Below are 20,117 nucleotides of genomic sequence, written 5' to 3'. Positions count from 1 at the left end.
CGGGGTGGTGGGTTGGGGGTCCTGCGCCCGGCCGGTGCTGCAATCACCGGCCGGGCTGCTTTGTGTCAGGTGGCGTCGGGCGTTTCCGCCACATACGCAGCCTTCGTTCTCCACGCGCCGCCGCAGTCGCCACAGCGCAGCAGCGAGTACGGGGACGGCGTGCGGCGTCCGCCGTTGAACGCCGAGTAGTTCGCCCGGCGCACCACGACCCGCCAAGACGGGCGGTGCGACCGGGTACGGCATGTCGGGGTAGTGCGTGCGGGGCGCGGTGGCCATAGGGCCTTGATCGCGGCGGCCGCCTCGTCGACGGTGGCGAAGAACCCGACCACGCCGTCGCGCCGCTCCGCGCGAGGCGACCATGCGGCGTACCGGCCTCGCGTCATGTTCGCGCCCTCGTCGTTGATCACGCCCGCGTGCTCGCGGTCGCGCCACACGATCACGCGCCCGGTCGTGTCGGCGTCGGGCAGCACGACGAAGTCGCCGGGGGCGGCGTTCTGTACGGCCTGGGGAAGGGGCTCGTCCTCGCCGGCCGGAGTGCTCGTCTCGGCGACCTCGGCGACCTCGGCGACCTCGGCGAGCTTGGCGACGCAGCGCTCGCACCGGCCCCCGTGCGTCCCGTCGGCGAACTCCGCGGTCGACCACTCCTCGTACATCGTCGTGAACGAGCGAGGGCGGACGTTCTTCCGGCAGAGGGCGACAGGCTTGCCGTCCTCGGTGCGTCGGAACGCGTGGAACACGAAACCGCTGTGAGTGCTGGACCAGATTCGGCCGTCGGTGTTCACGAGCTCGATCGTCATTGCGGGCCCCTCCCGGGTCGGTGTGCGTCTTAATGTACATCGCGTCTTGTTGTACATCAAGGCGGATTGTTAAAGTAGACGTCATGGACGAGAACCGCACCGATCACCCGATCGCCGCAGCGCGCGCGAACCTGAGTGAGCTACTCGCGACGGTCCGGATCGCGAAGGTCGTGCGATACCTCACGAGTCGCAGCCGCCGGCAGGCTGCCCTCGTCCCGGCCGAGCTCGGCGAGCTCGTCGAGTCAGTCGGGGGACCGGAGAAAGCGGCCGAGATCCTTCGCGCCAACGCGCCGAAGTAGCTGGCCGCTCTCGCCGATCGAGCGCCGCTGTCGCCCCACTGTGGGGACGACGGCGGCTTTTGTGTGCCTATGCGGCAGTGCTGCGCCCCTGCGCGGCGGCGCGCTGCCGGCGGCGAGCCGCGGCACGCTTCTCGCGATGCGCGGCCGCCTCGAGCGCCGTCTCGAGCGAGGCGAGCTCGTGCGGCGCCGCCCATGTGCGGCGCCCCTCGACGACGAGCACGGGAGCGCCGCAGTCGGCCCCGTTCGCGCAGGTCACGGCGGACGCATCACTGCCGCCGCGGTGCATCGTCAGTGCGGCGCCGCACCATGGGCACGGCCGGCTCATGGGGAACTCGCGGCGCTGCTCGATCCCGATCGTCCGCTCGACGCGCCGCGCCGCTTCACGAGCGATACGGGTGATGCGCTCACGCTGCGCACCATTCAGCGGGCGGCACGGGCCCGCCTCGTCGTCGAGGCGGGCGAGCAGCCACTCGGCCGCCCGAACCGCGCTGCGCGTCCCGAGGTTGTAGTGCCACCGGGCGGGGTCCGCCTCATCCCGGGCAGCGAGCAGCGCAAGGTCGCGGCCGACCGGGTCGGTCGGGTTCGCCCGGTGCGGCGGGGCGACCTTCGAGCGCTGCACCTCGGCGGCGATCTCGTCGGCGAGCGCGCACAGCACAGCCTCGACCGCGCGGCAGGCGTCGACGACGTGCAGGCGCAACGGCGCGGACTGCTCGGCGAGTACGAGGTGATCCCGGGCCCCGGGCGTCGCGTCCTGGTCGCCGGTCTCGCCGGGGCGGGCGAGGAAGTCGGCCGGGCTCGTGCCCTCGAGGGCGACCTCGGCGGCGTGGTGCTCGTCGAGGGTGCGCAGGTAGTCGGCGTGCGTCCTCGGGGGAGTCCAGACCTCGGGCGTCGAGGTGTCGATCAGGGCACGCATGTGCGTCCAGTGGTCGACGACGACGCGCAGGTCGTCGGCTGCGGTACGGGCGGGGCGTGCGGTGTCCGTCATGGCGGGCGCTCCTGTTGTGCGTGGGGCGTAGGGTGATCAACACCGCGAGGGGCGCCCCGGATTGCTTGCCGGCAGGGGGCGCCCCGGCGTCGTGTTACAGGGCGTCGTCGAGCTGTACGACGCCGCGGTCGTGTCGGCTGCGACGCGACAACTCCGTGCGCTGGTGCTCGCACCACTGGTCGGGGTCGAACCCCCATTGCGCGGCGTCCCATTCGGTCGCCCGGTCGCGGTAGTCGAGCCACCTGTCGAGCAGCGCGTCGCGACCTTCGACGGTGCTCGCCGCGACGAGCCGCTCGGCGAGAGCGGCGAACGCCTTCGGTGATGCGGGCATGGTCACCTCTTTCGGGGAGAGCGGCGGGCGGGCGGTCCGTACGGCGACTGCCACCCGGGCCGATCCCGAGCTCGCCGCGGCCGCGGCCGGCCCGGGGGTGGCAGCTCGCGAGGGGGCACCAACTCGAAGGCGTCGCCCGGCTGCTGCGCCGCGGCCGCCGCCCGGCGGAACGTCGCGAGCAGCGCCGGCAGCACCGAGTCGGCCCAGTGCTGCGCCGCGCGGCGAAGCGCCGCGATCAGCACCTCGACGTTCTGCTGTTGCAGATCGGCGAGCACCTCGAGCGCCGCACGATGCGCCGCGAAGTGATGCGGCGCCTCGCGATCGCCAACCCGGTACGCCGCGACCGCGTCCCGGGCGGCCGCCTCGTCGAGCCCGTAACCGTGCATGAGGCGCTGCACGTGCAGCTCGATCGCTGCCTCGGCCGAGGTCGTCATCGCTGCGCCCCCGTCGAGCCGGTGCTCGGCATGAAGCGGGAGATCTGCCGGATCGCGCCCGCTTCCGCGGCGTCCCACACGCGGCGGGCGTCGGCGAGGGAGTTGCGCCGCGCCCGCATGATGCGGTGATGCGCCTCGACCGCTTCGGGCAGCGACGTCGGGGCGTCCTCGTCGAGCTGCCGCGTGATCTGCCCGAGCGCCGCCCGGTCGAGGATCGCGTCGAGCTCGAAGTACCGGGTCGTGTGGCTGTGCAGTTGGTCGTGCCGCCATGCGCGCACCTCGTCGAGGGTGGCGCGCAGTGCCTCGAGCTCGATCGAGGGGTACAGCGGGGCGAGCAAGCATCGGCCGGCGCAGGTGTGCATCTCGGAGCACTCGGGGCCGCAGGTACGGGCGTCAGTGGTCGTGTCAGTCATCGGGGCCTCGCAGTCGTGCAGTTGGGCGGAAGTGGTCGGTCAGATCGGCGGTAGGTCGGTGATCGAGCGGCGCCCCGCGGGCGGCCGGCGAGCCGCCGACCGGGCGTAGCCGGCGAGGGGGTCCTCGTCGTCCGCCGATCCCTCGAGCAGCTCGGCGAGCTCGGCGTCGGTGAGCTCGGCGAGGTCCTCCTCGCTCAGTTCGGCGAGCACCTCGAGCGCGTCCTCGTCGAGGTCGTCGGGGTCGAAGGCGAAGGCGCTCATCACGCGGCGCCGTCCGTGCGGGCGAGGTAGGCGAGCACGCCCTCGAGCACGACGTCGACCCGGGCGTCGTGCCGGTTCGCGATGCAGCGGCAGGCGCCGGGGCGGCCGCACTGCGGGCAGCGCACGGGCTTCCCGAGCGCGATGTCGATCACGCGACGCAGGGCGACCGGAGCGTCGAGCACGGGCGCGTCGGCCGGTTCGTCCTCGAGGTACTCGACTTCGGTCGCACCGCTGTGGCCATGGACGAAGTGCAGGGTCGTCACGCCGCGGTCGGCGAAATCGATCTTCGGATGTTCGCCGCGCCACCGGAGCGACGCGGTCCCGTCGGGCCACTCGGCGCCGTCGGCGATCACGCCGGTACCGCTCACCCCGGACACGTCCACGTGTCGGCGCAGCACGAACAACCGGGGCCGGACGGGGTCGTTCGGCTGCACGATCCTCGCGCCGACGAACTGCTGCCCGGTGGCGATCTGCTCGAGATCGTTCTCGTCGGTCATGTGATCTTTCCCTTCGTGGCGGTGCTACGCGGACCGCAGGGCGGCCGCGGGGGTGATCTCGGGGGGCGCGGTCTGCTCACAGGCGTGGTCGCTCGGCAGGCGGGCGCACAGCGGTTCGGGCGTGATGTGCCACCCCTGCGCCGTGAGCGCGCGGACCGCTCGGCGTGCCTGCGCTTCCGGGTCGGCGTCGGGGAATTCGGCGACGACGTCCTCGATCGCGGCCGCGATAACGGCCGTGCACGCGTCGGCGATCCGGCGCTGCTCGGTGCGGTTCATGCGGTGGCCTCGCTCTCTGTCCGCTCGGAGCGCGCCCGGCGCATCTGCTCGCGGGCCCGCAGGTACTCGTCGGTTGGGCGGCCGGCTGGAACCGGGTCGGATGCGGCGAGCAGTGCGCGGAACTCGACCGGCTCGCAGCCGCCGCGGCGCACGCCGTCGCGCTCGGCGCGAAGTGCGGCTCGGTAGCCGGGAATGTCGTCCGGGTCGAGCCCGGGGTGCGCGCAGGGCTCGAAGGTGCCGACGTGCCGGTCGAGCCGGCGCCGCGCCTCGAGGCGCCACCGGGCCGCGATGTCCTTCGGCATGACGGGCCACGCCGACTCGGCGTAGTGGTCGCCGAGCGCCTGCCCGGCGAAGGCGAGAGGGACGTCGCGCAGCACTGCCGCCCACAAGGTGAGCTGCGCGGCTTGCTCGGTCTCGGTCGTCTTGATCACGCGGTCGTCGATCAAGGCGATCTGCTCGAAAAGATCAAGGGTCTCGGCGACGTTCATGCGGTGCCCCCTTCGAGGCGATTGCGCAGGTTGGCGAGCCCGGCTCGCTGCTGCTCGCTCTTCGTCTGGCGCCCGCGCCCGTGGGCGAGGGCACCGGGGCCGAAAGGCACGACGTTGCCGTTCTCGGGGCGCTCCCGCTCGGCCCACTCCTGCCACCGGGCGCCCCACGACGCCGCGGTGCGTCCGTCGGCGGCCATCCGGCGGACGAACTTCCGCGTGACGTCGACGAGCTGCTGCTGCGAGAGCTGCTCGCGGCCGCCATCCGTGCGGGCGAGCTGCGCGGCCGCGACGTCGTTCTCGCTCGGCTGCCAATCGGCGGCGATCGCAGAGAGAGCCGGCTCGCTCGAGTGCCTACTACCGGCAGACGACTCTCTCTCATCAACCCCCCTTGTAGGGAGTGGATTGGAGTGGAGTGGATCGCGCGCGCGTGAGTCCCCGGGGGACATACCCCCTTGACCTGCGGAGTCGTCGAAATCGCGGGCATCTTTCGCGGGCCATTCGCCGTCGAATTCCTCGTCGTTCGCGTCCGGTTCGCCGTCGAAGAGTGAGGGATGCCGCGGCGGCGCCCCGTCGGGCCCGCCCTGCGAGGCGCCACGCTGCCGGCGCTTCTTCTCCGCGGCACGTTTGCGGCGCTGCTCGACCTCGGCGCGTAGTGGGTTGCCCGACGCGGGGTCGTGATAGTCGTGCATGTAGTAGTCGCCGACGGGCGGTTGCGGGCAGCCGGGGCAGCCATGCCCGGCCGGGTGCCACAACCCGACCTTCGTGAGCTTCCTGATCTGTGGCTCGGTCCCGTACATCTCGGCGAGCAGCCCGGGTACGACGCCGTCGGTCAAGTGCTGCGCGACGTAACTGCCGCAGCGCAGCCACAGCCCGACAGCCGCATTACCCGCCTTGATCATTTTCGGGTGGCTGTGTGCTTTGTCGTCGACGTTGAACCATGGCATCGGTTCGGCCTCTCAGAGGGTGAGCTGTCCGGCGGGAACGGAAGGGGTGCGGGTCCTGCGGCCCGCGGTTGTCCGCGAAGGTGCCGCCGGGGCGGTGCAGACGTGATCCACAACGTGTGGATAAGTGCAGTCAGTTGGGTGCGTGGAACCTGGCCACCGGAGATCGGGCCCGCCGCCGACCGTGTGCACACACCAGTCGAGGCGATTCGGTTCACGCAGCGCAGCGGCGGCGGCCGCGGGTATCTCCTCGGCGTCCGCGACGACGTCGAGCGCCGCGCGGCGGCCGACGAGCTGTCGCAGTACCGGGGCGCCGCAGCGGGGGCAGCGCGCGCGCCGCGCCCCGTTGCTTCCCGCAGCCGGCCGGGTCATCCGTGCTGCTCGACTCGACTGCCGCGCCGCCGGCGGGCGTTGTGCTCGTCGAGCTCGGCCTCGCTCGGGTGATGCGCGAGCGCTTCGGCGACTGCTGACTCGACGTCGCGCCCGCCGGGCCCGAGCTCGTCGAGCGTCCCGTTCATGCGGCGGCGGCGCATCATGGCGCGCATCACCTCGGCGACGAGACGGGCCTGTTCGTTGTCCTGCGCCGCTTCGGCGACCGTGATGCGCACCTTCACGACCGGGTCTTTGTCCTCGCCGTCGGCGTGACCCGTGAACGACTTCGAGGTGAACTCGACGACGGCGAACACGGACGTACCGGGGTGCTCCCACAGTCCGCGGCGCTGCGCCGCGGTGAGCGCCGCCTGTAGCCACGTGGCGTTGCCGTCGACTTTCACCTCGGGCAGCTTGTCGGGGTCGATCTCGTGAGGCATGGCTGTCACTTCCTTCGCTTCCGTGCGTGTTGCTTGCGGCGCTCGCTGCGCATGGCGGCCGCCGCTCGTACGTGTTCGTTGGGGCACTCGTCGCGCATGTGCCGCTCGGCCCGAATCACGAGCTGCTCGACCTCGTCGTAGCCGACGGCGTGTTCAGCCGGACGAAGGCAGGGGCACGACCAGTCGGCCGACGCGAGGCTCTTCGCCTTCGCGTGATCGAGTCGGACCCGCAACCCGAACCCCGGGTTCGGGTTGCAGATCGTCGGGCCGATGCCGGTCACGGATCGTCGCCCCCCAAGGCAGCGCGTTGCGCGTCGCTGAGCAGCCCGCAGTCGAGCCAGTGCTCGACGAGGTCGATCTGCCCCTCGACCGCCGGCACCGGGCGCGCGGTGAGGACGTCCTCGGCAGCGCGCCGCGGCGGGGCAACGGCCGTACCCGGGATCGTGGGGGCGTCGGGCGCAGCGCGGCGGCGGCTCATGCCGGCACCCCCGTAACGGTGCGCTCAGCGACGATGTGCTCGGCGAGCTGTCGACCGATCCACTCCGTGTACGCCGGGGGGATCGCCTGATTCAGCCCGTCTTTCGTCATCCAGCCGGCCGGGATACCCATAGCGTCCTCGGCCGCCGCCTTAGACGAGTTGCCGCCACCGGTCACCGTGACGAACGCCGACCACTCGTCGAGCTGCCCGTAATGCGCTTTCCGCTTGTCGTGCGTGAAGTGCAACGGGTGCCGCTTCGGGCACGGCCGGGGAGCGGTGAGCAAGACATTCGACTCGAAGAGCCGATGACGAGAGACGCGCAGCCCCTCGAACATCGTTCCGCACAGCGTGAGCGGGGTACGGAGCGGAGCACCCTCTACGTTCTCCATCACGTACGGCAGCCCGGACGCCTCGAAGAGTTCGCGGGTCTCCGGAATGAAGTCCTCATACTCTCGGCCGGTCCGGTGCGCGAGGTCGGAGTGCGCCCAGCACGGCGGAGACCCCGCAGCGCCGTCGAAGTTCTGCCGCAGCCACTCGGGGTCGATTTCGCGCAAGTCGGTCTGTACGAACGGGAACGGGTACCGCGGCTGCGGCTCGCGGTCGAACCCGACGACGTCGAACCCGGCGAGGTAGTAGCCGAAGCTCGCGCCGCCTTCCTTGCAGCAGAAATCGGCGATCGTCCTGCCGTTCGGAACACGGGGCGGGAGAACGAAGCTCACTACGACACCCCCATGACGTAGCGCTGCCGGTATGCGTCCGGCCACTTCGCCTTTGTGAGCCGATCGCGCTGCGCCGCCGGCAGGCTGAACAACGGCAGGCCGCACCAGTCATGACCGGCGGCGCGCAGCCACCATGCGTCGCACTGGTCGCCGCCCTTGTCGTCGGCGAAGGTCACGCCGGCGGCGAGGTGAGCGGCGGCCGCCATCCGGGCTTTGTCGGCGCTTCCGTGATCGCACGCGTACGACTTGAGGGTCGCCGGCACGACGAGCCCGTACGGCACGTCGGCGTCGACGAGCTCGGCCTTGACGACGCCGTGCACGTGACCGGTGATGCCGGCCGACATGGCGTGCGTCGGCAGATCCTCGACGACGGCGAGGTGCGGCCGGTGCTCGGCGAGCACCTCTCGGACGCGATCACGGATGATGCACAGCCGACGGTCGCCGTCGCGCTGCCGTGTCTTGATACGGAACGTCGTCCCGTCCGGCAGGCATAGGCCCGTGCTCTGAAGAGACAGGTCGAGCCCGAGCACGCGCAGCGCCGCGCCGACGAGCGGCGGCTCGGCGACCCTCACCGACCCGGGCGCGGGCAGCCCCGGTACGCCCGTCATTCGGCGACCTTCGCGACCGGGATGAGCGGCCCGTACACCGCGCGCACGACGTCGAGCGGCTCGGTCGTCGTGCCATCCACGGTCCGCAGCAGCGGCGCCCCGAACGAGTCGAGGCTGCCGTGCCAACGCCACAGCCGATCGGCGACGTCGCCCCACACGAGCGACAGATCCCACAAGTGACCGCGTCCGTCCGTCCACAGCGACCGCTCGCGATCGAGGCGGCCGCGACGCGAGTCGATCGGCTCGGCCGGGCGCCCCTTCGGCCCGTCCGGCTCGGCGCTCGGGTTGCACGGGTACGGGGGGTGCACGGCCTCGAGCTGCACCGCGAGCTCGAAGAGAAACTCGGCGGCGCGCGACGTGCACGTGCTGCCGGTGTGCAGCTCGTACGAGCCGTCGGTGTTGACCAGGAGCGCAATGCGCTGATCGTCGAAGTCAACGAATCGGTAGTCGCTCACGCGGGTACTCCCTTGCTCTCGGTGTCCGCGGCCCACGGGCGGAACGGCCACGAACGGTCGACCGCGGCGGTCGGGTCGGTCTTGCGGAAGTGCCGCTCGAGCCCTGCGGCTTGCTCGGCGGCGAGCCGGATTTGCAGCGCGTGCAGCTCGGCGCGATCGAGGTCGCGCAGCTCGTGAAACCGCGGCCGCCGGAACGTCTTGATGTGGTTGGGCCAGTAGCGGCGCGGCATGTGCGCGAGCTGCCCGATCCGGTAGGCGATCCGGGCCGACATGAGCGCGTCGTACGTGCTGCCGTGCGCCTCGTCCTCGTCCCACGGCAGCCCGTAGACCTGCGCGAGGGTGATGAGCTGCCGCGCGCCCTGCGTCTCCGACGGGCGCTTGCGGTACGGCAGCGCGTGCGTGTCGAGCACGCGCGTGTCGATGACGTGCAGCGGGGCGTCGCCGAGCCGGTCGAGCAGCGGAACGAGCGCGTAGCGGCGGCACTCACGGTCGAGCAACGTGAGGTCGAAGGGCACGTTGTGCCCGACCACGACGGCGCCGGCGCGCACCAACTCGGCGAGGCAGCCGACGATCTGCTCGGTAGCGAGGTGCCGCGGGCCACCTTCCGCGCGGGCCCGCTCGGTCGTGATCCCGTGCACGGCGGACGCCTCGACGGGAATCTCGACCCCGGGGTCGACGAGCCATTCGTGCCCCTCGGGCTCGGCCGCCCCGTCGAGGTTCATCACCGCTGCGGACACGATCCGGTCGGCCTCGACGTCGACGCCCGTCGTCTCGAGGTCAAAGGCAGCCATCGGGCCGCGGTGCCAGTACGTCACTGCGCACCCCCGCCCGGCTGCGTGACCTCGGGCCACGCCGCGGCCGGGTACGCCGTCGGCGGCTCGTCGCCGCCTTCGCCGTCCTCGACAACTTCGCCTTCGTAGACCCCTTCGGAATCCGGTCCGGTGTCGTCCTGGTCGTCGTCGACAACGCCCGTGCGCGGGTCGATCCCCGCCTCGACGTCCCGCGAGATCTGCATGAGGTCGCGCGAGAGATCGTCGGTCCCGTCGCGCCGCACGTGCCCCGCGCGGTTCGCCTTGTGCCATACCTCCCGCACCGCTTCGGCGGACCGACAGCCGCGCGCTTCCGCGAGGTAGTCGGGCATCTCGGCGGGCGCCGCCTCAAGCGCCGGGCGCGCGACGAGCGAGCTCGGGTCGAGGGCGGCCGCGGTCGACAGCGGGCCTGACAACGCGTGCTTCAACTGCGGCACAGCCGGGACGATCTTGACGACCGGGAAGTTCTTCGTCTCGCCGTCGGCGACCCGGGTCGTCTGCTCGATCCACATGCGAACCGGCATCATCGAAGCGCCGCCGGTCGCTTGCAGCACCGTGTCGACGCTGCCCGCCATGCCGTCGGCCGCGTAGTACGAGTGGCTGTCGAGCCGCCACACACCGAGGTCGGGCAGCTCGGGCAGCATCACCGAGATACGGCTCGTCGGCCGGCACACCTCGCGCGCCGACCGGCGGTGCCACTCGGGCCCGTACTGCGCGAGGCAGAGACACGGCTGCCCGCTCTTCTGCTCGCGCTCGCCGTCGCAGCGCCGCGCGCAGCCGCCCCCGGTCCACATCTCGTACGCCTGCGACAGCGGGTCGCCCGAGGGCATGATCGCCCGGATCTCCCGGGCCTTCGTGATCACGCGGAACTGCTCGATCTTGGAGTTCTGCGGGGTCCAGCCTTCGACCTTGCCGCCCCACTGCTCGGCGGCCGCGGCGACGTAGTCGCGGCTGTGCGAGGTGAAGATGAACGTCTCGGACCGGACCGGGATCGGCCGCCCCTTGGGCTTCGGGTTCGGCCGGCTGTAACCGGTGCGGATACGCCCGAGCTCGACAGCCTGTTTCTTCATGGTCATGATGCGCGAGCCCATGTCACGCCGCCTTTCCGGTCGTCGACCCCGGCGCCCAGGGCGGCAGGATCGTCGGGTACGCGCTCGGCGCGTTGTGCAGATGCCGAGCGCTGCGCAGCGCACCGAGAAAGGCCCGGTACACAGCGCGGTCGCTCGGAAGCTCGATCAGCCGGTAGCCGCGGGGCCGAAGGTTGAGCACGGCCGTACGGCGCGGCCGCGGCGCCGGCACCTCGGAGTCGTCCGCGAGCAGCGCGACGGGGGCGTACTTGTACGCGGCGAGTTGGTAAGGCTGCTCGGCGTAGACCGTCGTCGTCGGCTTCTTCGCGCTCGTCTTGTAGTCGATCAGCCACAGCTCACGGCGCCCGCCCGGACCGGTCGGCAGCCACAGCCACAGATCGCCCGTGCCCGCGTAGCCGTGCTCGCGGTCGAGCACAGTCGTTTCGACCGCCTCGACGTCACTGTCGAAGTCGATACGCCACAGCCGGAAGAACCGGGCCAACTGCCGGGCGTACGGCTCGACCTCGGGGTCGGCTGCGTACGGTCCGCCGATCACGATCGAGTGCGCCCGCTTGTGTACGCGCGTGCCTAGATTCGACGCCCGCTCGCGGTTGGCGTTCGGTAGCGCGACGAGCTCGCGCCGCAGCCGAGTCGGCTCGGTACGGGCCCGTCGGGCGACCGCGATCGGGTCGGCGATCACCGCGTCGGCGACGAGCCCGGCGCCCCAGGGAACGAGCGCCGGCTTGTGCACCGACGACCCGGTGACGTTCGTAACCGAGATCAGATCAGGACCCCCGGCGGGGTCGCTGTAGTAGCGACCCCGCTCGGTTGCTTGCGCGTGCTTCGGGTCCGTCACGATGCGCTCGCCCCTGCCTCGCGAGCGACCCGGGCCCAACGGGCGCCCGCCGAGAACGCGCCGATGCGGGCCCGTCGCAGCGCGCGATCAGTGTCGACGTCGGGCAGAGCGCGCGGGCGGGCCGGGTTGGACGCAGTGGACTCGCCCCCGTGCGACTGGACGTCGCCGCGGGTGTCCTTCTCGTCCTGGTCCTGGTCGACGTCGTCGAGGAGACGGCGCAGCCGAGCGTCGATCTCGACGCCCGTGTCGACGTGCCACAGCGGCCCGACCACAGCGTCGGCGACATCGATCGCTTCGCGGATAGCGGCTGCACGAACGGAGCGACGGAAGCGCTCGATCTGCGAGCCGACGAGTACGGGCACGGGCACGAGCCGGCGGGCGGGGGCGTTCACTCGACGCTCCGCTCGCCGTCGGCGTTGAGCAGCGCGACGAGGTAGTCGGCGAGCTCGACCGACTCGACCTCGATCGCCAACTCGGGACAGCACGTGTACAGATCGCCGTCGCCCGGCTCGTGGTCGGGGTCCGGGCAGACCGGGCCGATCCCGGTCGGTCCCTCGGTGCCATCGGTTGTGTACACCCCGCGCCACTCGAGGCGGGCGTCGCCGCCGACGAGGCGCAGCAGCGCCTCGAGCGCCGGTTCGCGAACCTCGTCGAGGTTCTTCGTGTCGAAGGTCATTGGGCGTCACGCCCTTCGGCGACCGCGAGCTGCTCGATCGCGAACGTCCCGCCGGACCGGTACCCGGTGAAGATCGTCCCCTGCATCAACTCGAGATCGACGTGCACCTCGACGCCGCCGGATGCGAGATACGGACGGACGTCCTTCGCGATGTGTCCGGCGAGTCCGTCAGAACCGATCGCCCACACTGTGAGCGGCGCCGGTGCCGGCTGCCCGCTGCGGCCGCCGTGTCGGCCGACCTTGTCGTAGGTGACGCGGTACTGCGCCTGTGTGGCCCCGGGCGCGGCCGCCATCTCGTCGAGCGAGGGCGTCACGAGCGCCTCGTCGGGGTCGCGCGGCTCGTGTCGACCCGCCTGCCAGTCGGGGCCGACGACGAGGGAGATCTCGCGCAGGGAGTCGTCGGTGATGTGTCCGTTCATGCCGCACCGCCCCTCTGTCCCGGCAGGAACACGAGCCGGTGAGCACGCCGGTACATCGGGTGCCGAAGCTCGGCCGACTGCTGCGTGCACTGCGGGCACGACTTCGGGTTGTGTCGCTCGGGCATAGCCGAGGTGTCCTTTCCGCTACGGGAGTTGCGGCGGCGGGCGGTGTCGACGGCGCCGGCGAGGATGAGCAGCAGCCCGGCGACGACGCCGTAGCCAAGGGCGCCGAGCAGCTCGTGCCAGTCGGCGGCGGTCATCGGGTCACCCCCGGCCGCACCTCGTCGAGGACGTCCTCGCCGTCAACTACGGCGGCGTGCACGCGAATCGGGACCGCCGAGCCGCCGCGACGCTCGGGCGTCTGTGTGTGCAGCGTCCACAGCACGACGCCGTCGGCGCCCGCGGTGCGGACGTGCCGGCCGCCGAGCGCGTACATCCACTGCGACAGCTCGCGAGCGCTCGTCACGGTGATGTGCACCGCGTCGGGGCGCGGCGTCATGGTCGCGGCGGGAAGCGGCAGGTAGTCGAGCATCGCGGCGACGGCGAGCTCGTTGTCGGCCTTGCGGTCGAAGTCGGTGAGCGGGGGGCGTTCGATAGGCTGAGCGCTCAAGGCGATCGCCTCACTTTCTAGCTGTGGTGGGGTGCGAGCCGATAAGGGGTCGATCCGGATGCCGGTCCGGGCCGGCCCCGACTCGCGTCGGGGTGCTACGCCGCGGCGGGGTCGCGGTCGGCCTCGTACTGCGCGAGCTCGGCGCGGTTGCGGGCGGTGCGCTGCGAGCGCTTCGCCTGCCCGTTGAGGCGGCGGGACGCAGCCGAACGCAGGGCGAGCTCGGTGAAATGCGCCTTCCGCAGCGACTCGGCGATCTGCTCGATCTGCTGCTCGGTGGCGTCGGGGTGCTGCTCGCGCGCCATGTCGAGGAACCGCGTCCAGTGCGACGCCTTACGGGCGGCGGCGGTACGGGCCGATCGGTCGGTCGTGTTCGCCCAGCTCGTGTGTGCCGCGATCCGCATCTTCAGCGACCGCTCGTTCGTGTTGATCTCGTCCATTGCGTGAACCTCCGGTGAGCCTGCCCGCGCCCATGGGCGTGGGCAATGGCTGAAAAAAGAGAGCGCCCCGGTGGACACCGAGAACTGCGCATATGCTGTCGGCCATTTCGAGCGGAACGGTCGGCCGTTCGCCGGAAATGAGCATTCCGACTTTCGACTTCGAGAGCCCGACTCGCTCGCCGAGCTCTTCCATAGTCAGTGACCTGCCGCCCGGTGCCCGTTGCATCAGTGTCCGCAGCGTCTCGCCGTCGTACAGATGCCATCGGGCATGGATCATGAGCGCCTCCGTCGAGCTGCCCACGTTCGTGGGCAGCTCCACTAAAGCACATCGCATATGCGGTGTCCACGAACGTGGGCAGGTATGGAAACAGGCAATTTTCGATCTGAGTCGGACTCATATCCCCGGCGCTGCCCTCGATCGTGGACAATGATGCGCAAGTGCAGGACGGTTGTACGTGCTGACCTGCTATTTTTCGCCCCTGTACCGCATGGGCGGTGTGGACGCGAGTGACCGGAGAGGCGGAACCATGCCAGAGCAGCGCGACGCACTCACCGAGCTCGTGAAGGCGCACGTCGGTAGCGATAGGCGATTCAGCACGCGAGAGTTCGCCGCGGTCGCCATCGACCCGGACACGGAATGGGCCCCGGGGAAGAGCTTGATCGCGAAGATCATCGGCGGGCAGGGGTACAAGGTCACGCCGAAGCTCGTCTCTGCGCTCGCGGAAGGGCTCGGTCTGCCCCGCGAGATCGTCGGTGCGGCTGCGCACCTACAGACGATCGGCTACACCGAGGAAGAGCTGAAGGGCGGAGCGCCGGCGACGATGATCCGGACGCTCGACGCTGCGGGGGACACCCCCAAGGCTCGTGAGGTCGCCGAGCGTTGGGAGCGCGACGCCCGCGACGCGTAGGCGTCGACTCCGTTTGCGGGGTCACTCGATCGTGTGTTGTTCATACGAAACGGTTTATCTCTGAACTGTCACAATGCGAAGGTGACGCGCCGTTACGTGTGTGAACCCTGCGCAAGGTGGTTCATAACCCGTATGGTGATCTGACCTCGCGCGTTTCGAACGCCTGTGCGAACCGGCATGCCCGGAGAGCCCAAGCGGGTTAGGGGGTCAGGTGACAGATGTACGCGTTGAACCGGTCGACCTCGACGAAGGTACGCCGATGCTGTTCAGAGACTTCGGCACGTATGTGCGAGTCGCTCACGATCCCGCCCAGATGGACGAAGCGACCGCCCTCGCGCTCGTCTGTCTGCGCATTCCACGGCTCGTCGGCTGCCTGAACGTCGAACGGGTCGAGCCATAGGCCCGACCCGCCCCTGTTGCCCTGGCACGGGCCGGCTCACGCGAGCCGGCCGCCGGGGCTTTCTTGTGCCCGCTACCTGAGCGAGTCGACCGGGCTGAGTCGGGCGTGCGCCGCGCGCGCTCGCTCGCTGCCGGCCGACGCGCCGTACCGGTTGATCATCTCGCGCGAGCTCCATCCAGTGATCCGCATGAGGTCGTCGTCGCTGCCGCCGCTGAGCTTCCATTTGTGCGCGAACGTGTGCCGGAATTGGTGCGGATGGAGCGCGGTGATCTGCGCCTGCGCGCACCGGTTCTTGAGCATCTGCCCGACGCCCCAGATCGTGAACCGGTGCATGACATGGCGGCCGCCGGCGCCCCACCACAGCCACATGTCGGCGTCGAGCGGCTTCCCTTTGTGCTTCGCAGCCGCGCGCATGTACCGGTCGAGCGCGAGCGCTGTCGTCTTGCCGAACGGCACCGTGCGCCATTTGCTCTTCTTCCCGAGCACGCGCAGTACGCAGAGATCGAGGTCGAGATCGCCGACCCTGCGGTCGGCCAACTCCGCGAGGCGCACCCCCGTGTCGAGGAAGAGCAGCAGTATCGCCGCGTCGCGCCGCTCGGCGTACGACTTGCCGCGGCATGTCTGGAAGAGCCTCGAGAGCTCCGTGTCGGAGATCACGGGCACCTCGACCTCGGCAAGGGTCGGCGGCTTCATCGTCCGCATGGGGTGCTTGTCGATCTCTTCCTCGTCTACGAGCCAGTTGAACATCGTCTTCAGCGACCGGTAGTGCACGTGGGCATTGCTCGCGCTCGTGCGCGCAATGGTCGTCGTGACGTAAGCCTCGACGTGTTCGCGGTGAATCTCGCCGAGCTCTGTGGGCGGCTCCTTCGAGCCCTCGGCGGCCGGCTCGTACTCCTCGAGCAGGAACTTGCCGAACGCCTTCGCGGCGCCTGAGTAGATCCGGATCGTGTTGTCTGACGCGTTGCGGGAGCGGAGGGAGCGAACCCAACTTGCCGCCATCGGGGCAAGGTCGTAGCGCTCGATCGGCTCCGGTTCGATCTCTTCGGATGCCATGGAATCAGCATGTGCCCACGAACGTGGGCAGGTCAAGGCGCTTGCTGTCAGAGCGATGTGCATCCGGACATGAAAGAGCCTCACCGACGTTTCCGCAGGTGAGGCTATGTATGCGCCCCCGGCAGGACTCGAACCTGCGGCCAAGCGCTTAGAAGGCGCCTGCTCTATCCACTGAGCTACGGGGGCCAGGTGTGGCCGGGTGGCACGGGGGCGGATGTGGGGGAGATCCGTGACCTTGCCGGGGACAAGGATAGGGCTCCCGGGACCCTGTCCCCGGTGCTTCGCCTCCGCGCCACGATGTGGAGGTTCGGTGAAGCGGTCCTGATAATCGCAGGCAGGTGCGAATCCCGCATCGCTTTTGACGCCTCACGCCCCGGGTGTTGTGCACTCGTTATGCCTGCGCCCGCGCTCGCCCCTTCCATCCCCTGTGTCCGATCGGCGCGCAGAGGCGCCCATATGCTTCAGAAAGCCGCCAAAATTGGGCATTCTTCGCATGTGGTGACCTTGGACGTACGGCCTCAATTGCTTGACGCACTCTCCGCCCTGCGCGAGCGTGTCGCCGCCGCACGCTTTCCGCTCCCCCTTCCGGGGGCGCCACGCGCGCGTGCCAACCGCGACGAGCTGCTCGCACAGCTCGACGACTATCTGGTGCCCCGGCTCAAGGCACCCGAAGCGCCCCTGCTCGCCGTCATCGGAGGTTCCACCGGTGCCGGCAAGTCCACGCTGGTGAACTCCCTCGTGGGGAGACAGGTCAGCGAGGCGGGTGTGCTGCGGCCCACGACGCGTACGCCGGTGCTCGTCTGCCATCCGGACGACCATCACTGGTTCGCCGGGATGCGCGTACTGCCCGACCTCACGCGCGTGTGGATGCCCCCGCAGGAGAGCACGGAGGACGGAGAGGGGGATGAAGACGGCGTACCCGAGGACGATCCGCCGGGCTTCGGCGGTGACGAGCAGGAGCGCGCCCTGCGGATCGAGACCGCCCACAGCGTGCCGCGCGGCCTCGCCCTCCTCGACGCCCCCGACGTCGACTCACTCATCGCCGACAACCGCGTCCTGGCCGCCGAACTGATCTGCGCGGCCGACGTATGGGTCATGGTCACCACCGCCTCGCGGTACGCCGACGCCGTGCCCTGGCATCTGCTGCGTACCGCCAAGGAGCACGACGCCACCCTCGTCACCGTCCTCGACCGCGTGCCCCACCAGGTCGTGAGCGAGGTCTCGCGGCAGTACGGCGCCCTCCTCGCCAAGGCCGGCCTCGGTGACGTGCCGCGCTTCACCGTCCCCGAGCTGCCCGAGTCCGCGGGCGGCGGCGGGCTGCTCCCCGCCAACGCCGTCGCACCCCTGCGCGCCTGGCTCGCCGGCCGCGTCCAGGAGCCCGCCGCCCGCGACCACGCCATCGCCCGCACGGCCCGCGGCGTCCTGCGCTCGCTCGACTCCCGGCTGCCCGAGCTGGCGAGCGCCGTCGCCGCCCAGCACGCCGCCGCGGTGCGGCTCACCGCCGCCGTCGACGAGGCCTACGACAACGAGCACGCGCGCGTGACGGGTCGTCTGCAGGCGGGCGGCGTCCTCGCGGGCAACGCCCTGAAGCGGTGGCGCAGCTACCCGCTCGACTGCGGCCCCGGCGAACTGCTCGACGCCATCGCCGAGAGCCTGGAGGCGCTGCTGCTGTGCGCCGTCACCGCGGCCGACGAACGCATCGACGAGGCCTGGCGGCGCGAACCCGCCGCCGACGTCCCCGGACTCGCCGGCCGCGACCCGCAGGCGGAGAACGCCGAGCACCGCATCGGGATGGCCGTACGCAGATGGCGGCGCGTCCTCGAGGAGTACGCGGAGGAGGAGGTGCGCGGTCTGGAGAAGGTCGACAAGACCCCGCTGCCCGACCCCGAGGTCGTCGCCGCGCTGCTCGCCACCGCCCTCCTCGGCGGGCACCGCGCCCGCGCCGCCGGGGAGATCCTCGCCGAACGGATCGGCGCCCAGGGCGCGGTCCGGCTGCGCGACCGCGGCGGGCGCCTGCTGACCGACTACCTGGAGAAGGTCCTCGCCACCGAGCGCGAACGGCGGCTCGCTCCCCTGGACGCCCTAGAGGTGCATCCCGAACCCCAGGCCGAGCTGATCGCCGCCCTGTCCGTACTGCAGAAGGAGAGGTGATCCGGTGACTGCCGTCACTGACCACACCGAACGCGACGAGCGGGAGGAGCGGGAGGAGCGCAAGGAGCGTTCCGGGGGCCCCGGCCGGTCGCCCGACTGCTCCGAAGAGGCCTGGGACGACGGCCTCATCGCCCGCCGCGTCGCCGAAGGGCAACAGCCCGCCAACACCGAGGTCCGCGCCTACGTCCCCTCAAGGGCCCCCACCTCGTACGAGGGGGCCACGTCGTACGAAGGCTCCGGGGCGCCCACTTCTTACGAAGGACCCCTGCGCGAGCGGCTCGACGCGCTGCGCGAACTCGTCGGACTCTCCCGCACCCGCCTGGACAGCGGCACGCTCGCCGAGGCGGGCCGGGTGCTCGACGAGGCCGCCGCCCGGCGCAGGCTCTCCGAACGGCACACCGTCGTCGCCATCGCGGGCGCCACGGGCAGCGGCAAGTCCACGCTCTTCAACGCCCTGGCAGGCGTGATGATCTCGGAGACGGGCGTACGCAGGCCGACCACCGCCGCGCCCATCGGGTGCAGCTGGACGGACGGCGCCGCGGGCCTGCTCGACCGGCTCGGCATCCCCGGACGGCTGCGCCGCCGCCCCCTCCAGGGGCCCGGCGCCGACGAACTCCAGGGGCTCGTACTGATCGACCTGCCCGACCACGACTCGGCCGTCGGCGAGCACCGGGAGCACGTCGACCGGATCCTGGCGCTCGTCGACGCCGTCATCTGGGTCGTCGACCCGGAGAAGTACGCCGACGCGATGCTCCACGAGCGCTATCTGCGGCCCATGGCGGGCCACGCCGAGGTCACCTTCGTCGTCCTCAACCAGATCGACCGGCTGCCCGGCGACGCCGCCGACCAGGTCCTCGACGACCTGCGGCGGCTCCTCGACGAGGACGGCATCGCCCTCGGCGAACACGGCGAACCGGGCGCCACGGTGCTCGCGCTCTCCGCGCTCACCGGTGACGGACTCGGCGAACTGCGCGAGGCGCTCGGCCAGTTCACCCAGGAGCGGGGCGCCGCGGCCCGCCGGATCGCCGCCGATCTGGACGCCGCCGCGGAACGGCTGCGTCCGGTCTACGTGGCCGGGTCGCCCGGCGGCCGCAACCGCGGGCGCGTCGGGCTCAGCGAGGAGGCCCGCGAGGAGTTCGCCGACCGCCTCGCCGACGCGGTGGGCGCGGCGGCCGCGGGGGACGCGGCGGAGCGGGCCTGGCGCAGGCACGCGGGCAAGGCGTGCGGCGACCCGTGGCTGAAGCTCTGGCGGTGGTACGAGGGTCAGCGCTCCCCGCACGGCGACACGCTGTCCCTCAGACCGGCCCCGGTGGACGAGGAGGCGACGGCGCGCCAGCGCGTGGAGCACGCCGTGCGCACGGTGGCCGACGAGGCGGCGGCGGGGCTGCCCGTGCCCTGGGGGCAGGCCGTGCGGGAGGCCGCGGTGCGCGGCGCCGAAGGGCTGCCCGAGGCGCTCGACGAGCTGACGGTGACGGCGGGCGTGCCGAGCGGGCGGCCGCCGCGGCCCGGGTGGTGGCCGGTGGCGGTGCTCGCGCAGGCGGCGATGACGATGCTTCAGGTCGTGGGCGGGCTCTGGCTGGTGGGGCAGATCATCGGGATCTCCGAGCCGAACCTCGGGGTGCCGGTGCTGCTGATGCTGGTGGGCATCGTGGGCGGCCCGTGCGTGGAGTGGGCGAGCCGGATCGCGGCGCGGGGCCCCGCGCGCCGGTACGGGCACGAGGCGGAACGCCGGCTCCGGGAGGCGGCGGCCGGGTGCGGGCGGGCCAGGGTCCTCGATCCGGTGGCGGCCGAGCTGCTGCGGTACCGGGAGGTCAGGGAGCAGTACGTGCGGGTGACGGGGGCGCGGGCCGCGGTGGGGTGAGAGCCTCCCTCTGAGCCCGGGGGGAGCCCCTTTGGGGTGACGGAGTTTTCCACAACCGGTGGGTAGCGCACAGGGCCCA

General features: G+C 71.3%; 31 protein-coding genes and 1 tRNA gene. 5 read left to right on the top strand and 27 right to left on the bottom strand.

Annotation, left to right across the window (positions count from 1 at the left end; genetic code table 11):
• Positions 1 to 65: 65 nt before the first annotated feature.
• Positions 66 to 797, bottom strand: coding sequence for a hypothetical protein (locus DMA15_RS12595; RefSeq protein WP_125512856.1), 732 nt, complete (start codon positions 795 to 797; stop codon positions 66 to 68).
• 83 nt (positions 798 to 880) lie between these two features.
• Between DMA15_RS12595 and DMA15_RS12590 the strand changes: the two genes are divergently transcribed.
• Positions 881 to 1,096, top strand: coding sequence for a prevent-host-death family protein (locus DMA15_RS12590; protein ID WP_125512855.1), 216 nt, complete (start codon positions 881 to 883; stop codon positions 1,094 to 1,096).
• A gap of 67 nt (positions 1,097 to 1,163) precedes the next feature.
• Here the strand turns inward: DMA15_RS12590 and DMA15_RS12585 are convergent, their stop codons facing one another.
• From DMA15_RS12585 to DMA15_RS12465, 24 genes are all read right to left on the bottom strand, one after another.
• Positions 1,164 to 2,081: a hypothetical protein gene (locus tag DMA15_RS12585; protein ID WP_240659770.1), complete on the bottom strand. Its 918-nt coding sequence runs from the start codon at positions 2,079 to 2,081 to the stop codon at positions 1,164 to 1,166.
• 94 nt (positions 2,082 to 2,175) lie between these two features.
• The gene (locus DMA15_RS12580; protein ID WP_125512854.1) at positions 2,176 to 2,412 is read right to left on the bottom strand and encodes a hypothetical protein; all 237 of its coding nucleotides are present in this window, start codon (positions 2,410 to 2,412) and stop codon (positions 2,176 to 2,178) included.
• A gap of 2 nt (positions 2,413 to 2,414) precedes the next feature.
• The gene (locus tag DMA15_RS12575; protein WP_125512853.1) at positions 2,415 to 2,846 is read right to left on the bottom strand and encodes a hypothetical protein; all 432 of its coding nucleotides are present in this window, start codon (positions 2,844 to 2,846) and stop codon (positions 2,415 to 2,417) included.
• Positions 2,843 to 3,259: a hypothetical protein gene (locus DMA15_RS12570; protein WP_240659769.1), complete on the bottom strand. Its 417-nt coding sequence runs from the start codon at positions 3,257 to 3,259 to the stop codon at positions 2,843 to 2,845. The genes DMA15_RS12575 and DMA15_RS12570 overlap by 4 nt, the downstream gene beginning before the upstream one ends.
• 39 nt (positions 3,260 to 3,298) lie before the next feature.
• A complete protein-coding gene (locus DMA15_RS12565; RefSeq protein ID WP_125512852.1) occupies positions 3,299 to 3,520 on the bottom strand; it encodes a hypothetical protein in 222 nt (73 codons plus the stop codon).
• Positions 3,520 to 4,017, bottom strand: a complete 498-nt coding sequence (locus DMA15_RS37035; RefSeq protein ID WP_206302713.1) for a hypothetical protein — start codon at positions 4,015 to 4,017, stop codon at positions 3,520 to 3,522. The genes DMA15_RS12565 and DMA15_RS37035 overlap by 1 nt, the downstream gene beginning before the upstream one ends.
• Before the next feature lie 24 nt (positions 4,018 to 4,041).
• A complete protein-coding gene (locus DMA15_RS12555; protein WP_125512851.1) occupies positions 4,042 to 4,293 on the bottom strand; it encodes a hypothetical protein in 252 nt (83 codons plus the stop codon).
• Positions 4,290 to 4,781 carry a hypothetical protein gene (locus DMA15_RS12550; protein ID WP_125512850.1) on the bottom strand — a complete coding sequence of 164 codons (492 nt, stop codon included), beginning with the start codon at positions 4,779 to 4,781 and terminating at the stop codon, positions 4,290 to 4,292. The genes DMA15_RS12555 and DMA15_RS12550 overlap by 4 nt, the downstream gene beginning before the upstream one ends.
• Positions 4,778 to 5,725, bottom strand: coding sequence for a hypothetical protein (locus DMA15_RS12545; RefSeq protein WP_125512849.1), 948 nt, complete (start codon positions 5,723 to 5,725; stop codon positions 4,778 to 4,780). The genes DMA15_RS12550 and DMA15_RS12545 overlap by 4 nt, the downstream gene beginning before the upstream one ends.
• A gap of 365 nt (positions 5,726 to 6,090) precedes the next feature.
• Complete coding sequence (locus DMA15_RS12535; protein WP_125512847.1) at positions 6,091 to 6,531, bottom strand: hypothetical protein; 441 nt, start codon at positions 6,529 to 6,531, stop codon at positions 6,091 to 6,093.
• A gap of 5 nt (positions 6,532 to 6,536) precedes the next feature.
• Positions 6,537 to 6,812, bottom strand: coding sequence for a hypothetical protein (locus DMA15_RS12530; protein ID WP_125512846.1), 276 nt, complete (start codon positions 6,810 to 6,812; stop codon positions 6,537 to 6,539).
• Positions 6,809 to 7,009: a hypothetical protein gene (locus tag DMA15_RS12525; RefSeq protein ID WP_125512845.1), complete on the bottom strand. Its 201-nt coding sequence runs from the start codon at positions 7,007 to 7,009 to the stop codon at positions 6,809 to 6,811. The genes DMA15_RS12530 and DMA15_RS12525 overlap by 4 nt, the downstream gene beginning before the upstream one ends.
• A complete protein-coding gene (locus DMA15_RS12520; RefSeq protein WP_206302712.1) occupies positions 7,006 to 7,728 on the bottom strand; it encodes a DNA cytosine methyltransferase in 723 nt (240 codons plus the stop codon). Before DMA15_RS12520 ends, DMA15_RS12525 begins: the two co-directional genes overlap by 4 nt.
• Positions 7,728 to 8,336, bottom strand: a complete 609-nt coding sequence (locus DMA15_RS12515) for a hypothetical protein (protein ID WP_125512844.1) — start codon at positions 8,334 to 8,336, stop codon at positions 7,728 to 7,730. Before DMA15_RS12515 ends, DMA15_RS12520 begins: the two co-directional genes overlap by 1 nt.
• Positions 8,333 to 8,791: a phiSA1p31-related protein gene (locus DMA15_RS12510; RefSeq protein ID WP_125512843.1), complete on the bottom strand. Its 459-nt coding sequence runs from the start codon at positions 8,789 to 8,791 to the stop codon at positions 8,333 to 8,335. Before DMA15_RS12510 ends, DMA15_RS12515 begins: the two co-directional genes overlap by 4 nt.
• A complete protein-coding gene (locus DMA15_RS12505) occupies positions 8,788 to 9,582 on the bottom strand; it encodes an exonuclease domain-containing protein (RefSeq protein WP_125512842.1) in 795 nt (264 codons plus the stop codon). The genes DMA15_RS12510 and DMA15_RS12505 overlap by 4 nt, the downstream gene beginning before the upstream one ends.
• 20 nt (positions 9,583 to 9,602) lie before the next feature.
• Positions 9,603 to 10,691, bottom strand: a complete 1,089-nt coding sequence (locus tag DMA15_RS12500) for a hypothetical protein (protein WP_240659768.1) — start codon at positions 10,689 to 10,691, stop codon at positions 9,603 to 9,605.
• Position 10,692: 1 nt separating this feature from the next.
• Positions 10,693 to 11,523, bottom strand: coding sequence for a hypothetical protein (locus DMA15_RS12495; RefSeq protein ID WP_125512841.1), 831 nt, complete (start codon positions 11,521 to 11,523; stop codon positions 10,693 to 10,695).
• Positions 11,520 to 11,915 (bottom strand): hypothetical protein, encoded by a 396-nt coding sequence (locus tag DMA15_RS12490; protein ID WP_125512840.1) that lies wholly within the window; start codon positions 11,913 to 11,915, stop codon positions 11,520 to 11,522. The genes DMA15_RS12495 and DMA15_RS12490 overlap by 4 nt, the downstream gene beginning before the upstream one ends.
• Complete coding sequence (locus tag DMA15_RS12485; protein WP_125512839.1) at positions 11,912 to 12,199, bottom strand: hypothetical protein; 288 nt, start codon at positions 12,197 to 12,199, stop codon at positions 11,912 to 11,914. The genes DMA15_RS12490 and DMA15_RS12485 overlap by 4 nt, the downstream gene beginning before the upstream one ends.
• The gene (locus DMA15_RS12480) at positions 12,196 to 12,618 is read right to left on the bottom strand and encodes a hypothetical protein (RefSeq protein WP_125512838.1); all 423 of its coding nucleotides are present in this window, start codon (positions 12,616 to 12,618) and stop codon (positions 12,196 to 12,198) included. Before DMA15_RS12480 ends, DMA15_RS12485 begins: the two co-directional genes overlap by 4 nt.
• A complete protein-coding gene (locus tag DMA15_RS12475; RefSeq protein WP_125512837.1) occupies positions 12,615 to 12,878 on the bottom strand; it encodes a hypothetical protein in 264 nt (87 codons plus the stop codon). Before DMA15_RS12475 ends, DMA15_RS12480 begins: the two co-directional genes overlap by 4 nt.
• A complete protein-coding gene (locus DMA15_RS12470; protein ID WP_125512836.1) occupies positions 12,875 to 13,228 on the bottom strand; it encodes a hypothetical protein in 354 nt (117 codons plus the stop codon). The genes DMA15_RS12475 and DMA15_RS12470 overlap by 4 nt, the downstream gene beginning before the upstream one ends.
• 95 nt (positions 13,229 to 13,323) lie before the next feature.
• Complete coding sequence (locus DMA15_RS12465; RefSeq protein ID WP_125512835.1) at positions 13,324 to 13,665, bottom strand: hypothetical protein; 342 nt, start codon at positions 13,663 to 13,665, stop codon at positions 13,324 to 13,326.
• A gap of 527 nt (positions 13,666 to 14,192) precedes the next feature.
• Here DMA15_RS12465 and DMA15_RS12455 point away from each other — a divergent pair.
• Positions 14,193 to 14,573 carry a hypothetical protein gene (locus DMA15_RS12455; RefSeq protein WP_240659767.1) on the top strand — a complete coding sequence of 127 codons (381 nt, stop codon included), beginning with the start codon at positions 14,193 to 14,195 and terminating at the stop codon, positions 14,571 to 14,573.
• 259 nt (positions 14,574 to 14,832) lie between these two features.
• On the top strand, positions 14,833 to 14,973 hold the full coding sequence (locus DMA15_RS36625; RefSeq protein WP_164551743.1) for a hypothetical protein: 141 nt from the start codon (positions 14,833 to 14,835) through the stop codon (positions 14,971 to 14,973).
• A gap of 72 nt (positions 14,974 to 15,045) precedes the next feature.
• Here the strand turns inward: DMA15_RS36625 and DMA15_RS12450 are convergent, their stop codons facing one another.
• Positions 15,046 to 16,026, bottom strand: a complete 981-nt coding sequence (locus tag DMA15_RS12450) for a tyrosine-type recombinase/integrase (RefSeq protein ID WP_240659766.1) — start codon at positions 16,024 to 16,026, stop codon at positions 15,046 to 15,048.
• A 113-nt stretch (positions 16,027 to 16,139) separates the two neighbouring features.
• Positions 16,140 to 16,212: transfer RNA gene (locus DMA15_RS12445), tRNA-Arg, on the bottom strand.
• 270 nt (positions 16,213 to 16,482) lie between these two features.
• Between DMA15_RS12445 and DMA15_RS12440 the strand changes: the two genes are divergently transcribed.
• Together DMA15_RS12440 and DMA15_RS12435 are read left to right on the top strand one after the other, a co-directional pair.
• Positions 16,483 to 18,177 (top strand): dynamin family protein, encoded by a 1,695-nt coding sequence (locus tag DMA15_RS12440; protein ID WP_164551742.1) that lies wholly within the window; start codon positions 16,483 to 16,485, stop codon positions 18,175 to 18,177.
• 4 nt (positions 18,178 to 18,181) lie between these two features.
• Entirely contained in the window at positions 18,182 to 20,038 is a 1,857-nt protein-coding gene (locus DMA15_RS12435) for a YfjP family GTPase (protein ID WP_164551741.1), read from the top strand.
• Positions 20,039 to 20,117: the final 79 nt, after the last annotated feature.

It is taken from the genome of Streptomyces sp. WAC 01529, assembly GCF_003945545.1.
Lineage (GTDB): Bacteria > Actinomycetota > Actinomycetes > Streptomycetales > Streptomycetaceae > Streptomyces > Streptomyces anatolicus.
Note: the sequence above shows the minus strand (reverse complement) of the source record. Positions and strands in the feature narration are given on the sequence as shown.